This is a genomic window from Phocaeicola dorei, assembly GCF_013009555.1.
In the GTDB taxonomy this organism is placed as follows: Bacteria; Bacteroidota; Bacteroidia; order Bacteroidales; family Bacteroidaceae; genus Phocaeicola; species Phocaeicola dorei.
In genome coordinates, this window is record NZ_CP046176.1 from 1,202,477 (window position 1) to 1,218,682 (window position 16,206).

Sequence of the window (16,206 nt, forward strand, 5' to 3'; positions counted from 1 at the left end):
TTAGCTGAATAAATATCATACAAAAGTAACTATTATATTAACACTCCCGTCAGAATTTAATTTTATTAATTAAAAAAAGAGGATTACCCCTGCCTGGCGCACGGATAATCCCCCTATTTAACAGAATAGTTTAGAAATCTTTAGAATGCCACACCAAGGCGGAAACCGAAATTGTTTAATTTATCCATATCATAGTTAAATACGGTTCCCTTGTTAGTAGAGTAGCTGTAGAATGCTGCCAGATGGAAGCCGATACTGTTTGTCCAAGGGTAGATATTCACACCGACTTCTGGTGATACATAGAAACCCCAAGTGTTGTCTTTCACTTCGTAAATGTAAAAGTCACTGGACATTTTGGTATAGTTGGCACCCAGCTTCAATCCGATATAAGGTTGGCATGCACCGTCACTGAAGCGATAGTGTGTTGCGAAACCGAAAGGCAACTGAAATACGGAATGTTGCTGGTCGGTTGTCAGGGCTGCCGAATTGCTGATTGGTAATGTCTGACGTGAAATATACTCATTGTTGGTATGATAATTGATGAAGGCACCGATTGACAAATCCGGTAGTACATAATATCCACCTTCGAAGTTCATACCCCAACCGCTTGCTTTGTTTGCAAAGTTATTGCTGATAGGAGCGTTGAACTGCCAGTCTACATTGAAATAGGTAAACGGAGTTACCTGTGCTTTTGTCGGCAGGGCAAAGGCTATGGCGATAGCGGCTACCGCCATCAGTCTGAGAGTAAAATATTTTATAGTTTTCATATTTCCTTTTTATTTTAAATGAATACTTGTTTCACTTACGTTTATTTTTTCAGATAAGGACTCTGAGTGAATGCTTGGTTGATGGCAGTAGTTGTACGGTTTACATTCAAACTGCCACTTCCACCCAGCAACCCGCTGATGTATGCATTCCAGATAACAGTTAATTTCTCTTTTTGTCCTTCCGGAGCATTTTTTAAATTAATCATGTCGGCCAGCAATGAACCAGTGCTATAGCTGTAAGTGATAGGATAGGGATAGTACCATCCACCTCCCCAATTGCCGCCCCAGTATCCGGGATACCAATAACCGGGGTAATAGCCCCACCAAGGACCGTCATTGTAGTAGCCATGGAAATAGTAAGTACTTGCTACATAACTCACCTGTAGACCGAGGTCGGCGTCGTCTTTATCAACTGCGGTGTAGCCGGCAGCGTTCATCTTAGTCTTGAATGCATTGATGATGGTCTGTGCATTCTCGTCCTTCCAGTATTCAGGGTCTTTCTTGTCACCGATGATCAGGATGCTGTCAGGGATATAATAAGTACTGAAATCATTGAATTTAGTACTAGTGTCATGACTGGTGAATACCAGATACTCATTGTCCAATTTGTCCATGTCCGGGTCTTTCTCGCAAGATACCAAGGCAAAGACCGCCAGTAGGATAGGAATTAATTTTTTCATGTCAAGTTTTTGTTTAAGTTAATACTAATTGTTTTCGTCTAGTTTCTCTCATACAACGGCCAGCTTATGTTTTTGTTCACTAACAGTCTGTTCTTTAGTGAATTTTTTTGCTGCCGGGTTAATTAGAGTTTCTTTTTTAAAGTGTAATTTAGTTTAGAAACAGCTTTCTTGAAGTCCTTGCCAATCATTGTCAGTGCACTGTCACCCTCTGCCAAAAAGTTTGTCTTTTCGTGTCCCGGAGTAGCGGAAACTAATTGATAAACGATAGCGGTGCTGTCATTAGGAATTCCAATAATAGTTACAACTGTACCACTGTCGGTAAATGCCTGGTTACCATCTTTTGTTCCTAAATAAGTGGTCGTCAGATTGTACGTTCCCAGTGAGTCTTGGCCTGCCTCCTGAAGCGTCAGTTGATAGTTGATTCCTTCGGCATCGGCAGCTGGCAGAATACCTTCATAGCTATATGTTTGTAACTCACCCAGTGTGCTGTCGTTCACAGCGAAAATAGAGTCACTTTCACTTTCGGCTATTATTTCAGCACTTTTGTTTCCTTTAGAGCCACAGGAAACAATCATGGCAGCCAAAGCTGCTGCAATAAATACTTTTTTCATTGTTAAGTCAGGTTTTTAATGGTTATTTGGGTACATAACATCTGTTATGCCCGTTTTGTTTTTAATAAGTTCTCTTTTCAGAAAAAAACAAGACCATGTTTAAAATGCATTAAACATGGTCTTTAATAAATGGGGCGTTGTATCTGGATAAGTCAGACTACCGTAGCCGTATGCCGTTCATACTTCTTCGAATCAGTGAGTTATAGATAATTTTTCCTTTTGATACTTGTTCTTCTGCTTGTGGCAGGTCGGGCATACTTCCTGTCGTAATATAAGCTATGGTGTTCTTCAATAAATACTCTTGGGTGTCTCCCAGTGGGTAGAGAGGGGAGATGAGGTTACGTTCGCTCAATGTGAAATCGGGGGTGATGCCATTTACATAGTTGGCTTGTCCTGCCGAGTTGAGAACGTATGCCACTACCGGCCATAAAATAAAGTTGTAACGCTCATCTTGGTATGGTTCCATGGCTACATTTTTGCCAACAGTCGTTTCACCTATTACCACTACATTTTCTGTGCCTATATATGGACGGAGACAATTTATGACAGCTTCTGAAGCCGATGCAGTAAATTTGCTTGTTAGTACATAAAGCTTGCTTAAATTCAAGTTTTCAGAAGCAAGTCCTGTGTTGAGGGGGAAATCAACTTTTTGCGGGTCACTGATATTATTATACAAAGTTGTGCAAAATACTTTCCCTAGATCTACTGCGGGTGCCAGATAACTTCCTAAATCTGTGGCACAACTCAGATAACCACCGGGATTGTATCGTAAGTCCAGAATAAAAGCATCGGGTGACTGCCCTTTGAACCGGGCGAATATCTGTTTCATTTGTTCCCTGTATTCTGTATCTGTTGCCTGGTTATTGGGGCCTGTACTGAATTCATTGTAGACCATATAGGCTATTTTTCTTCCGGATACTTCATATATGGTATCTATATAGAACGGATTCAATTCTACGGGTCGTGATGCTGCTACTTTGACTGTATCTGTTGCAATCCAGCTGGAATTACCTTCCTCATCAAAAACCAAGCTTTCTCTGGCGAAAGTTGTATTGCCACCTTCCATCAGATATCCGTAATTATTGTTGGTTAGCTCTTCTTTGCCAATGGCTGATATCCAGTTCCCTCGTTCCAATCCGGCTTCTGAGGCTGGTGAATTGGGCAGTACGAATAAAATACGGGCAAATACGTGTGATGAGATTCCGGTGGGATCGGTCATTAATTCAAAATCAAATCCGTAAGTAGAAGTACGTTGCAGGTAGGAACGGGCCGCATCGGAAGTTTCTTTTGTTTCTATATACGAATACGGGTCTCCTTTTCCGTTTTGTGCCTTGGTATAAACCAATTTTTGCAGGAAGTTTTCCGGTTCGGCAAAATAGTCCGTTTCCTTTATTGCCGGAATACTGTCATACCACAAATAATGCTCTTTCATTATTTGCTCTATCCATAAATTCTCTCCAACTAATGCATAGTATTCCCCACTGCGGTCTTCGCCACATGAAGCCATTATAAATAAAGTGGTTAGAAGAAAAAAAGTGCTCCGTATATGCTTCATAATCTAATTCCTTTTTCGATCTGCAAAGCTAGGGATTTTATTTTAAAATAGGGATAAGGTTTGGAATAAATAATCCAAAAAACCTTTATATAAAAAAGAGATCCGCCGGTTAGGTCAAGCAGACTTCACGGCGGACGTTCTTAATTTTTTAGTTCTTTTCAGATTTCCATTTGTCAGCATATTCATTCAGAATTCTGCGGATACTGAGTCCGATTTTGATATAATCTTTCTCGTTCAGGTTGGCAAGTGATACACGTACACTCCATTCGGGTCCGTCGAATCCGCCACCATTCAATACGACCAGTCCTGTTTCATTGGCAAGACGGAATACTACGTCCAATGGATTATAAGTTGTCTGCAGATGTTGTACGAATTCATCTCCGTAAAATTTTTTGGCCCATACCAGCATGTCTATCTCTGAATAATAACCAGCCCTTAGTGGATCGTCGGGGAGAATGAACCCTGTGTTGTCCCATAATGCTTTCAGACGGGTATGGATTAAATTAAGCATGGCATGACGATACGTGTTTTCTTTGTCCAGCAATGAAAAAGAAGCAAAGAGTGACATCTGCATTTGTTGTGGCAAGGACAGTCCTGCTGTATGGTTCAAGGCTACTTGACGGCTATCTGCTACCATACGGTCAATGAATTTAATGTTTTCTACTTGCATGCTCAAGCTGCCATAGCGTTTGGCTAGTTCGCTTTTTCGTTTGCGGGGCAGATTAGCAATCATTCTGTCGAATACATTTTTCTCATGTAAGGCAATTACAGCAAGGCGCCAACCGGTCGCTCCAAAATATTTGGAGAAAGAGTAGACACAAATTGTGTTCTGTGGCAAATCAGCCATCAGGCTGCGGAATCCAGGGACAAAAGTACCATATACATCATCTGTTATAATCATCAGATTGGGATTCCAGCGTGTTACTACGTCTTTCAGGGCATCTACACATTCTTTGCTTAACTGATAACTGGGTGGATTACTTGGATTGACAATAAACAAGGCTTTGTATTTCGTGTCTCGCAGTTTATTGATATCTTCCACTTTGTATTGCCAGGTATGAAGCCCTTCTTCATTTAGAGTATTTGCAGGAATATTGAGCACATCATAATCGTAACGTGTCAATTCGGGTATCTCAATATAGGGTGTAAAGATAGGAACCATCAATGCTACACTATCTCCTTTGTGTAGCAGGAAATTTTCTTCCAGCGAGTCAAATACATAGCACATCCCTGCTGTTCCGCCTTCGGTGGCGAATAAATCGAATTTGCCTTGCGGGGGTTGCCCGTTGCACATTTCCTGATTCAGGTAATCCTGTACTAAAATTTCTGTATATTTCAAGATGCGGTCAGGCATGGGGTATTGGTCGCCTACAATACTTTCGGTCCATTCGTGTACTAACTCGTCCGGATCGGCTGCATGTTCCATCAGCATATAATTATAGGTACGTTTCAATAGATCTGTCCCCGCATTTCCTTCATGCTTTTTCAGGTATTCCTCAAAACGTTGGGCTATGCCTGTTTTTTGAGGAATACCGGCAATGCCTTCGGGCATGTTCATGACCCGGCGACACTCTTCAATGCCAAAACCGCCCAAGGCAAAGAATGCTTCACGAGCCTCCGTTGCAATCCAGTTGGGATTACCTCTGCCTGCATTCAGCATGACGTGTGCCATTTTCTTCACACTTTCATCTGCCATTTCAATCAAACGGTTTTTTAATTCGAAAGGGCTGATCTTTTCCAAATTCTTGTCCATTCGGGCAACGCTGCTTTTATTACTTAAATATTCCATAATGTATGAGTTTAGTTTTTTTAGTTGATTAATAATACAATGATTACTCCCCAGATGATGAGTAGTGTATTTCCTACGGCGTAGGTCACGGTGTATCCTAAAGAAGGCGTTTCGCTGCCTACTGCTTCTTGTATGGCACCCAATGCAGCAGTGGTAGTACGGGCTCCTGCCGTGCATCCCAAAGAGAGGGCGGGATGGAACTTGAATACATATCTGGCTAGAATCAGCCCTAATAATAAAGGCAAGGAAGTAGCCAACGCACCTATGATAAATAACATAGGACCTACTTCTTTTAGTCCCTGTACAAAGCTGGGTCCTGCAGAAATGCCGACTACGGCGATGAACATATTCAAGCCTACATTATTCAGCACCCATAAAGAGGATTCCGGTATTTGTCCGAAGGTAGGGCGTTTGCTGCGCCACCAGCCAAATACTAATCCGGTTATCAGGGCCCCTCCACTAGTGCTCAGGCTAATAGGTACTCCGCCGATATGGATTGCAAGTGCCCCGATGATACCTCCTAGTAAAATGCCGAGTCCTACAAATGTCATATCTGTGGCATTGGTGGGGCGGTCTATATATCCTAGTTCTTTTGCAGCAGATTCCACCTCTTTTTTCAGACCGACCAATTCCAGAGTATCTCCACAGTCGATAGTGGTTTGTGCGAAAACAGGGATATCAATACCTGCCCGTTTGATACGGCGTATACTGACTCCATGCATAAAGCTTTGACGGCGTATGAAGTCCAATTTTTGGTTGAAATATGGCTTTTTGTGTATCATGACAGGGAGTACTTCCACAGGGAAATCAAGCAGTTGGGGATCGACGATTTCTTCTCCAATCCAGTCTTCCTCACCAATGGCGAATTCTCTTCTTCCGCTCAGTACCACTTCGTCTCCTTTTTGTAATAATTGTCCGGGAATAATATCATTGACAATGGAAGATCCATGTCGCATTCTTTCAACAAACAATCTTTTCCCTTGTGAAATAAAATAGGATTCTAGCTGGTCAACGGTCTTGCCGTTGCCAAACCAATCGTTCTCTATGCGGTAAGCGCGAAAAACTACCGGACGGCGTGCTTGTTCAAATCCGGGCTCGTCTGCTTCGCTGGTACCCATTCGGGTTTCTAGCTCTTTGCAGGCGGCTTTCACTTTTTCTAATCCTCCCAACATTTTAGGACCTAAAGAAGAGAGGACCCAGGCAGAGCCTGCCGTACCGAAAATGTAAGTTACAGCGTATGCCACGGGAATGATATTAATCATATCACTTTTTGGGGAAGAGGCTATGTTGAGTCCGTTTATGGTATCTTCCGCTACCCCTATGACGGCAGAGATAGTTTGTGCTCCGGCCAGTAACCCGGCTGTTTCACCGGCATTATATCCCATTAAGGTAGCTAATAACCAAGTGATAACCAAACAACCTACGCACATGAGTACGGCGAATCCTACTTGAGGTAAACCATCTTTTTTCAGTCCGCGAAAGAATTGTGGTCCCACTTTATATCCGATGGCAAAAAGGAATAAAAGAAAAAACACGGATTTCACCGGTTCTTCTATTGTAATGTTAAGCTGTCCCACTAATACCCCTACTAGCAATACACTGGTGACGATTCCCAAACTGAATTGTTTTATTCTCATTTTTCCAATCCAGAAGCCTGCGGCGATTGTCAGAAAAATCGCCAGTTCTGAATGTTGTCTCAAAAGATGTATAATCCATTCCATATTTCACTTCTTATTATAATTGCTGTTTAAAACAGCGTGAGGGTAAAGAAGTTGAGTTAAAAAGCTCCAAATTGTGCTTAGTTCTAATATTTTTTATTTTATTTGCATAGAGATGATGCTTGACTTATGAAAATGAAGTTGTTTGTAAAATATATTTCTTTATTAATTCTCTTGTTTGTTGTTGGAGGATGTAAAGAAAAAATGGCTGACATGTATGTGACTAAGGTCACCGATTTGACAGGAGAGGAAGAACAAGTTTTGAAATTGGAATATGATCGTGATGGTAAAATTATAAAGTATGGAGATACCCCGGTAAGGTATGAGGGCGACCAAATCACAATCGGACAGATGGATTGTTTGAATACCGGCAATAAGCTTTGCAATGTTACGTTTCAAATGGGAAAAGGCAAGGCGAGGGAAAGTAGGGCCCGTTGTATATTGAAGGTAGAAGAGGAGGTTTATGAAGTTGATAAACAGACTGTCTATGATTATAAAGGAGATACTATTTTTATCAATTCTGATTATCGTGCTACTTCCGATTATCGTTTCTTGAGAAAAGTGCAAGGAAAATATGTTTTTGATCAATTGGGACGGTTGAAGGAAGTAATGACTGTTTTTACTGAAGCAAATGATAGTGTGTCTAGTTGTCATACTTATTATAATTATGATAATAACATTAACTATCAGGCGAATTTGAATTTACAGGCTTATGTGATTGATTATGATGGGGTGGATAGTTTCTTCTATTTTTTATTGAATCTTGGGCAGTTGAGGAATAGAACAGCCTTACCTAATGATATCGGATATTGTATGAATCATGGTTTAAGCACTTATAATGTGCATGCCAATTATCGTCTGGATGATGAGAATCCGGTCAGGATAGAAGTTTTATATAATTATACCAAACTTCTATCCCGAATAGATTTATCTTATAATCCTTTAAATTAATTCATCGGGAAGTATAAACAAGTCTACTTCATTGGCGCCTTGCTTTATCAAATCTTTCTTATCTATTTGGTAAAGGCGGACAAACTCGTCATGACTGCCGCATAGTTCCTGGGCTTTGCGATAATATTCTATTGATTTTTCTGTTTCATTCAGGATATAATACACATGTCCTGCATTCATCCAGTCTTCCATAATGGGTTTGGGCTCGGATATCAGCAAGTCGTAATATTTCTTGGCTTGTTGATGGTTGCCGGTAATGAAGGAACACCATCCTATGGCGCGTCGGGCATTCTGTGGTTTTTTATCCAGATATTCCACTTTAAAAAAATAAGCCAGTGCTTCATCGTATCGTTCCAGTGCCATTAAGCATTGTCCTATTTGTAGCGTCAGATTCAGATTGTCAGGCTGTACTTGTTCCACCTTATTATAATATTCCAAAGCTTGTTGGTAGTTTCCTTCTTTTCTATAACATTGTGCCAAATGGCGGTTATTCCATGCGTTATCAGGGATCAGCAGATCTGATTGCAGGTAATAATCTATCGCTTTTTTATAGGAACCGATTTTCTGATAAATGAAACCTGCTTTCTGCCATAATTCAGCATTTTTACGATTGTATAATTCAATTGATTTATCATAGAGAATCCCGGCTTCTGTCAGGTCGTCGTGTGTGAATAGGTAATCTGCCAGCTTGTTGATATAATCTTTGTGCAACAAGGCTTGAGACAATGTTTCTTTATTCCATAAGTCTAGAGTGTCCTCAAAAATGTCATGTATTTCATGTCTTCTTGACCATAATTTGAAGAAACGGTAGAGGTCATGAATATATTGCCGGCTCACGAATTCAGCGCGAGCTTTTGATTGTGACATTTCTTTTAAACGTTCTTTCAGTTCTTCAGAAGCCTCATGTTGTCCGTTCAATTGTTGCTGCATGAGATTTCTTTGGCTTTCCGGCATTTGTAACATGGTAAAACAAAAAGAGTATTTGTCGGAATTGCAGAATACATCCGAGTTCATCAAAATGTTGAGCAGAGAGATTTTTTGTTCGTCATTTCCGAGAGATAATTTGGCGATATCCTGATATTGGGGGTCAAAAGGATAGAACCAGTGAGAAATTTTGCGGAAAAACGGGAATTGTTTCAGCTGTGAAAAGGTACTCATATACACATCCGCCCCGGACATTTGCAGTTCACCTAATTCGCGCAATTTATCGGTAATGCCTGAACGGTCAATCCATTCTTCCCATTCCGGATTATGATCTTCGGCATCTTCATCCAGTCCTTCCAAATTAAGTTTGGGATTTTTCATCATTTCGGGAATGATTTCTTCACGCATTTTCTTGTCTATCTTTCGGGTTTCACGGGAAGATTGCAATAATTGAATCTGGATATGATGCAGGTTTTTGATGAACTCGGTATTTTCATTCAGTTCATTTATGCGCGACACGGCTTCAGGGTATTGAAGGATACGCTTTTCATAATAGTAGCATGTTAGTGCGATCCCTGCAATAGCCCGCTGATTCAGCATGGTATCCTGATGGGTATAGGCGTTCAATAGAAACATGAACTTGCGGATGTCGAATATTTGCAGCAGGCTCATGGTGACGGCGCTGACCATTATGGAAAGGTCGTTGACTTGGATCAATAGTGAGTTGAACAAAATTTGCGCTTCAGCATATTCCGATTCACTCCACCGGGTGGATACCCATATTTTTTCAAATAATTCGTCTACGGCTGTTTCGTGACGTTTTCTCATGGCATCCATTTCTTCATTTCTTTTGGCCTCGGTGGTATATATCAATGGGGCTGTAGCCATATCTTCTGTATATGCCTCCAATTGCATTTGTAATTCGGCATAGCTGTGGGGAGGGCTTTGGACAAAAGTGCGCATTGTGTCATAATAGGCTCCATAATTTTGTGTTGCCTGTACGGCTATATGGATACGGTCGGTCAGTTCGTATGCCGTGCGCAACATTTTATGGTATATTTCTACCTTATTGGGATCTTTCATCCCTTTTGAAGTATATTGCAGCATCAGGTCGTATGACGTTTGCAGGGCTTCTAGCTCATTCTTTAATTGCCAGTCGGAAGTATGTGTGGCATATCCTGTCATTTGGAATAATGCTTCTTTTAACCGATATTGGTCTAATAGTTTTATGATTTCTTCGCGCATATTTTAAAGTTCTATTTGTATGTCTTTTATAAACAAATGCCGGCAGACTTCGGTTCTCGATTTATTTCAACCAAGTTGCCCGTTTCCATATATATTCCATCGGACCGTGAGAGTGATGATTCATCCACCAGCGGCAGAAAGAGAATTGCAAGATGAAGAAAACTATTCCTGCCAGGCAGCTGGCTGTGATACCAAACTGATTGTGCAATGCAAATCCCCAGTTGTAGTATAACATAGAACCTACTATACTTTGAGTGATATAATTGGTAAGGCTCATCTTTCCGTATGGCGTTATTTTCATTAATCCGTCGTGTAAGTTTGTCTTGTAAAAAGCGAAGACGACACCGGATACCAGAATCAGCATAAATGCAAAATTGGAAAGCGAGGTGATGATTAGTGAAAGAGGGGTCAGAATGGATTTATTTGTGATAAAGTCTGGTAGCATATTGCCCAACCCATATAAAGGGAAAAATGAGACGAGTGAGCCTGCAAGTACCTTGTTCCATACCTTCAAGTGCTCTTTCAAAAAAAGTCCCTTGCGCCCTATCAGCATACCGAGCAGGAAGAGGGCGGCTGTTTGGAATACCCGTCCGTGATCCCAGGCCCAGGCAAGGCTTGCCAACTGTCCTTCCCATAAATTGACACGGATGGTTTCCAGAAAATTACCATTGCTTTGCACTGCAAAAGTTGCATTCCAGAAGCTGCGGGTGGGGATGGCCGGAGTAACAAATTCCGGATCGAAGCAGGCACGTATTACATAATAAAGCGGCAATGGCTGGATTAATAGCAGACATGCCAATGCAAATATCCATTTGTCTTTCAGCCGGCAAGTCAGTGGCAGGATGAAACCTACTAAAGAATAAAGGACCAGCACTTCCGCTGTGAAAAAACTGGCATTGATATTACCTATCAGGAAAAGAAGAATTAACCGCCAACAAAAACGTAGACGGAAATCATTGCCCCGTAGGCGTTGGTTGTCATCTTGAATAAAAAAGCTAAAACCGAAAAGTAAAGCGAATATGGCGTATGCTTTTCCGCCGAACATGAAGAATAACCCGCTCCAAATGGCTTTGTCCGAGAAGTTCAGCCACGCACTTTGTCCGGCTGTATAGGGAAATGAGTAGAAATTAAAATGTTCGATAGAGTGCAGGATGATGATTCCCATCACTGCCAGTCCGCGTAGCACATCAGCTACATCTACACGTGCGTGTCCTTTCAATTTTGTGTTTATTGCTTTTGTTTCCATGGGGTTATATATTAGCGTACAAAAATAGGAAAATCTTGAATAGTTGGCAAAAAAAGGAGGAAGTAATCAGATATTTCTTTAATTTTGTCCCCATCTTAAAAAAAGATATGGATATTTCGGAATTGCAACGTATTTATGCTGGTCATCCTAACACTAAGGGACTGGCTGCGTTATTGGAAGATTCCTCAGTGAGGACTATTTTCCTGGGAGGATTATATGCTTCTGCGGCAGCTTTATTTGTTTCCTCCTTTCTTAGAGAGAATAAACAGACATTTGTATTTGTACTGGGTGACTTGGAGGAAGCGGGTTACTTTTATCATGACCTGACACAGGTGAACGGTGATGAGCATATTTTGTTCTTTCCATCCTCGTATCGTCGGGCTGTTAAATATGGGCAGAAAGATGCAGCCAATGAGATCCTGCGTACGGAAGTGTTGAGCCGTTTACAGAAAGGCGATCCGCTATGTGTGGTGACTTATCCTGAAGCGTTGGCGGAGAAAGTGGTATCACAAAAGGTACTGATGGACAAGACGTTAAAACTTGGTGTGGGTGAGCATGTGGACACAGAGTTTATCACGGAAGTGCTGTCCGGTTACGGATTCGAGCATGTAGATTATGTTTATGAACCGGGGCAATATGCTGTACGCGGTAGTATTATTGACGTCTTCTCTTTTGCTTCCGAGTATCCTTACCGTATTGACTTTTTTGGTGACGAGGTAGACAGCATCCGTACTTTTGAAGTGGAAAACCAGCTTTCGAAAGAGAAGAAACAGAGCATTGCCATCGTGCCCGAGCTGACGAATGCCGCCGACAAGAGCGGGGTGTCTTTCTTTGAATTCATTTCTCGGGAAACAGTTCTGGCAATGAAAGATTTTCTTTGGGTACGTGAAAGAATACAGGTAGTACGGGAGGAGGCACTCTCTCCTCAGGCGCTTGCCGCATACGAGGGAGAGAAGACGGAACTGATGAATTTGGAACTGAAGCTGATAGACGGGGCGGAATTTACAGTACGGGCTTTGGAATTCAAACGGATTGAATTTGGTAACAAACCTACAGGAACTCCACAGGCTACGTTGGCTTTCGATACGACAGTCCAGCCTATTTTTCATAAGAATTTTGATTTGGTAAGCACTTCATTCACTGATTATCAGAAACGAGGTTACACCTTATATATATGTACCGATAGTGAGAAGCAGGCAAAGCGTCTGAAAGATATCTTTGAGGAGCGTGGTGATCATATCACGTTCATTCCGGTCAACAAGACTTTACATGAGGGCTTTACAGATAATGTATTGAAAAGCTGCTTTTTTACAGACCATCAGATTTTTGACCGTTTCCATAAATACAATCTTCGTAGCGACAAGGCGCGTAGCGGTAAGGTGGCGTTGACCTTAAAAGAGTTGAGCCAGTTTGAGCCGGGTGACTTTGTGGTACATATAGATCATGGTGTAGGTCGTTTTGGCGGTTTGGTACGCATTCCGAATGGAAATACCACTCAGGAAGTGATTAAACTTACTTATCAGAATGAGGATGTGGTATTTGTTTCCATTCATTCCCTGCATAAAATATCCAAGTATAAAGGGAAGGAGGGAGAAACTCCCCGCCTGAACAAATTGGGAACCGGTGCGTGGGAAAAAATGAAAGAGCGTACCAAGAGTAAAATCAAAGATATAGCTCGTGATCTGATCAAACTGTATTCGCAACGTAAACAGGAAAAAGGATTTTCGTATAGTCCCGACAGTTTTATGCAACATGAATTAGAGGCAAGCTTTATCTATGAGGATACCCCCGATCAGTTGAAGGCGACCCAAGATGCCAAAGCCGATATGGAGAGCGATCGCCCTATGGACCGTTTAGTGTGTGGTGATGTGGGATTCGGAAAGACCGAAGTAGCGATTCGTGCCGCTTTCAAAGCTGTGACAGATAACAAACAGGTGGCTGTGCTGGTTCCCACTACGGTTTTAGCTTATCAGCACTTTCAGACTTTTAGCGAACGGTTGAAAGATTTTCCATGTAAGGTGGATTATTTGAGCCGTGCCCGCAGTACGAAAGATGTTTCCAGAATAGTGAAAGAACTGGCGGATGGAAAAATAAATATTTTGATCGGTACACATAAAATCATCGGTAAAAGCGTTAAGTTCAAAGATTTAGGATTGCTGATCATTGATGAGGAACAGAAGTTCGGAGTAAGTGTGAAAGAGAAGTTGCGTCAGATGAAAGTGAATGTGGATACACTTACTATGACCGCTACCCCCATCCCCCGTACTTTGCAGTTCTCGTTAATGGGCGCCCGTGATCTTTCTGTTATTCAGACTCCGCCTCCCAACCGTTATCCCATTCAGACAGAGGTGCATACCTTTAATGAAGATATCATAACGGAAGCGATCAATTTTGAAATGAGCCGTAACGGACAGGTATTCTTTGTCAATAACCGCATACAGAATCTGGTAGAATTGGAAGCCATGATCAAGCGGAATATACCCGATTGCCGTGTCTGCATAGGTCATGGACAGATGGAGCCCGAAAAGCTGGAAAAGATTATTTTCGACTTTGTGAACTATGATTATGATGTGCTGCTGGCAACCACCATTATCGAGAGTGGCATTGACATACCGAATGCCAATACGATTATCATCAACCAGGCGCAGAATTTTGGCTTGAGTGATTTGCACCAGATGCGTGGACGTGTGGGAAGAAGCAATAAAAAAGCATTCTGTTATTTGTTGGCGCCTCCGTTGACTTCACTGACTCCTGAGGCAAAGCGTCGTCTTCAAGCCATTGAAAATTTCAGTGATCTGGGCAGCGGTATTCATATAGCCATGCAGGATTTGGATATCCGTGGAGCAGGAAATATGCTGGGGGCGGAGCAGAGTGGTTTCATTGCCGATTTGGGCTATGAAACTTATCAGAAGATATTGGCTGAAGCGGTGAAGGAATTGAAAGAGGATGAGTTTGCCGATCTTTACGCAGAGGAGTTGCAGGCAGCGGGAGAAGAGAAAATCAGTGGCGAGAACTTTGTGGATGAATGTCAGGTGGAAAGTGATTTGGAATTGCTTTTCCCTAATGAGTATATCCCCAGCAGCAGCGAACGTATGTTGCTTTATCGTGAACTGGACGGATTGGAATTGGATAAGGACCTGCTCGCTTTCAAGGCACGGTTGGAGGACCGTTTCGGAAAGGTTCCTCCCGAAGGGCTGGAACTTCTGCGTATCGTACCTTTGCGCAGATTGGCTAAACGGTTGGGGGTGGAAAAAGTATTCTTGAAAGCCGGACGAATGACTTTGTTCTTTATCAGTAATCAGGAAAGTCCTTATTATCAAAGTGCGGCTTTTGGCAAGGTGATTGATTACATGAGCAAGAATCCGCGTTACTGCAATTTGCGTGAGCAGAACGGCAAGCGTAGTATGGTAGTCAAGAATGTGGAAACGGTAGAGACTGCGGTAGGTATTCTGCAGGAGATGGTGAGTCTGTGATAAAAGATGTCTGTATTGGCGGATTTCTTTCGTAGAAGAGATGAACCAACCGATGGTTCGGCAGAAACCTGCATTGCTGTAGAGTAAGCAGGATATGTTAACGTAAAATTGAATATTAACTAAATAAACAGCTGATTTTTAATTAATTGTTTAACGGATTTGAATTCGGGGTGTTTTATATTAAAAAATAATATAAGACGCTCCTTTTTCTTTTAACTTATCTATATTTTAACTATCTTACTTCCAGTTTAAAAGCGGACACTGAGATTTTTACTCACATATTGTCTAATTTAAAAAACACTTGTTATGGAAGTGAAAAAAACACGAAGAGCCGACCTTGAAAAGGGCAAGTCCCGTTGGCTGTTCATGGGTCTCATTGTGACGCTGTCGTTTATGTTTGTTTCGTTCGAATGGACTGAACGTAATGTAACTTACACGATCAGTGATCTAGTCAGTGACCCGGATTTCTTTGAAGAATTAGTTCCTGTAACCTACAATCAGGATAAACCTCTGCTACCACCGCCTCCGCCGGCTGCCGTCAATCCGGAAGAGCTCAATATAGTGGATAATCAATCGACGGAAACAGAAACCGATATTGCCGCTTCGGACCCTACGGATGCTCCTGTTATCATACCGATTCCCGTTGAAGTACCCGAAGAAGTAGTGGAAGAAAATGTGGAATTTGTGGTGGTGGAAGAAATGCCGGTATTTCGTAATGGTAATGCTGATTTGATGAGGTATCTGAGCGAAAACATCAAATATCCTACCGTCAGTGCCGAGCAGGGAGTTCAAGGTAAGGTTGTGGTACAGTTTATTGTGGGTGTTCATGGCGAGATTCTGAATCCGGTAGTGGTGAAGAGCGTGGATCCGTATCTGGACAAGGAAGCAATCCGCGTGATCAGTTCCATGCCAAAATGGAAGCCCGGCAAGCAAAGAGGAAAAGCAGTGAGGGTGAAATACACTGTTCCTGTAGTCTTCAGACTGCAAAGTTAAGATTTAATTAGTATGGATGAAGGAAGCGTAATCTCGGGAGAGGACGCTTCCTCTTTTTTATGACAGTACGGTCGGCTGTTTATATGTGCAGGACACAGTGAAGTGTCTTAATTAAAGGGTGTATCCTAAATCGTGTTTACTTTGTTAATGTATTGTTTTATTGAAAGGTACTTGTCTGTAAGTTGCCAATAAATCCAATCTTAAATGATATTACGGGAATCTGAATGTGAAGAATAAATTTCGGTAAGTTGGTC

At 41.8% G+C, this 16,206-nt stretch carries 11 protein-coding genes; 3 read left to right on the forward strand and 8 right to left on the reverse strand.

The window, feature by feature from the left end; genetic code table 11:
• Nucleotides 1-140: 140 nt before the first annotated feature.
• From GKD17_RS04600 to aspT, 6 genes are all read right to left on the reverse strand, one after another.
• Nucleotides 141-767, reverse strand: a complete 627-nt coding sequence (locus tag GKD17_RS04600; protein WP_007837050.1) for an outer membrane beta-barrel protein — start codon at nt 765-767, stop codon at nt 141-143.
• A 41-nt stretch (nt 768-808) separates the two neighbouring features.
• Nucleotides 809-1,447, reverse strand: a complete 639-nt coding sequence (locus tag GKD17_RS04605; protein ID WP_007837051.1) for a DUF4136 domain-containing protein — start codon at nt 1,445-1,447, stop codon at nt 809-811.
• Between the two features lie 122 nt (nt 1,448-1,569).
• Nucleotides 1,570-2,058, reverse strand: a complete 489-nt coding sequence (locus GKD17_RS04610) for a copper resistance protein NlpE N-terminal domain-containing protein (RefSeq protein ID WP_007837052.1) — start codon at nt 2,056-2,058, stop codon at nt 1,570-1,572.
• Nucleotides 2,059-2,215: 157 nt separating this feature from the next.
• On the reverse strand, nt 2,216-3,613 hold the full coding sequence (locus tag GKD17_RS04615) for a S41 family peptidase (RefSeq protein WP_007837059.1): 1,398 nt from the start codon (nt 3,611-3,613) through the stop codon (nt 2,216-2,218).
• Between the two features lie 148 nt (nt 3,614-3,761).
• Nucleotides 3,762-5,402 carry a bifunctional aspartate transaminase/aspartate 4-decarboxylase gene (locus GKD17_RS04620; protein WP_007837060.1) on the reverse strand — a complete coding sequence of 547 codons (1,641 nt, stop codon included), beginning with the start codon at nt 5,400-5,402 and terminating at the stop codon, nt 3,762-3,764.
• A gap of 20 nt (nt 5,403-5,422) precedes the next feature.
• A complete protein-coding gene (gene aspT, locus GKD17_RS04625) occupies nt 5,423-7,123 on the reverse strand; it encodes an aspartate-alanine antiporter (protein WP_007837062.1) in 1,701 nt (566 codons plus the stop codon).
• A gap of 126 nt (nt 7,124-7,249) precedes the next feature.
• Between aspT and GKD17_RS04630 the strand changes: the two genes are divergently transcribed.
• Nucleotides 7,250-8,071 (forward strand): hypothetical protein, encoded by an 822-nt coding sequence (locus GKD17_RS04630; RefSeq protein ID WP_007837064.1) that lies wholly within the window; start codon nt 7,250-7,252, stop codon nt 8,069-8,071.
• Here GKD17_RS04630 and GKD17_RS04635 read toward each other — a convergent pair.
• Nucleotides 8,063-10,240 carry a tetratricopeptide repeat protein gene (locus GKD17_RS04635; protein ID WP_007837066.1) on the reverse strand — a complete coding sequence of 726 codons (2,178 nt, stop codon included), beginning with the start codon at nt 10,238-10,240 and terminating at the stop codon, nt 8,063-8,065. The two genes, GKD17_RS04630 and GKD17_RS04635, sit on opposite strands and share 9 nt — an antisense overlap.
• Before the next feature lie 61 nt (nt 10,241-10,301).
• A complete protein-coding gene (locus GKD17_RS04640; protein ID WP_007837067.1) occupies nt 10,302-11,486 on the reverse strand; it encodes a DUF418 domain-containing protein in 1,185 nt (394 codons plus the stop codon).
• A 107-nt stretch (nt 11,487-11,593) separates the two neighbouring features.
• Between GKD17_RS04640 and mfd the strand changes: the two genes are divergently transcribed.
• Together mfd and GKD17_RS04650 are read left to right on the forward strand one after the other, a co-directional pair.
• Nucleotides 11,594-14,959, forward strand: coding sequence for a transcription-repair coupling factor (gene mfd, locus GKD17_RS04645; protein ID WP_022185803.1), 3,366 nt, complete (start codon nt 11,594-11,596; stop codon nt 14,957-14,959).
• Between the two features lie 306 nt (nt 14,960-15,265).
• A complete protein-coding gene (locus GKD17_RS04650; RefSeq protein WP_007837069.1) occupies nt 15,266-15,952 on the forward strand; it encodes an energy transducer TonB in 687 nt (228 codons plus the stop codon).
• Nucleotides 15,953-16,206: the final 254 nt, after the last annotated feature.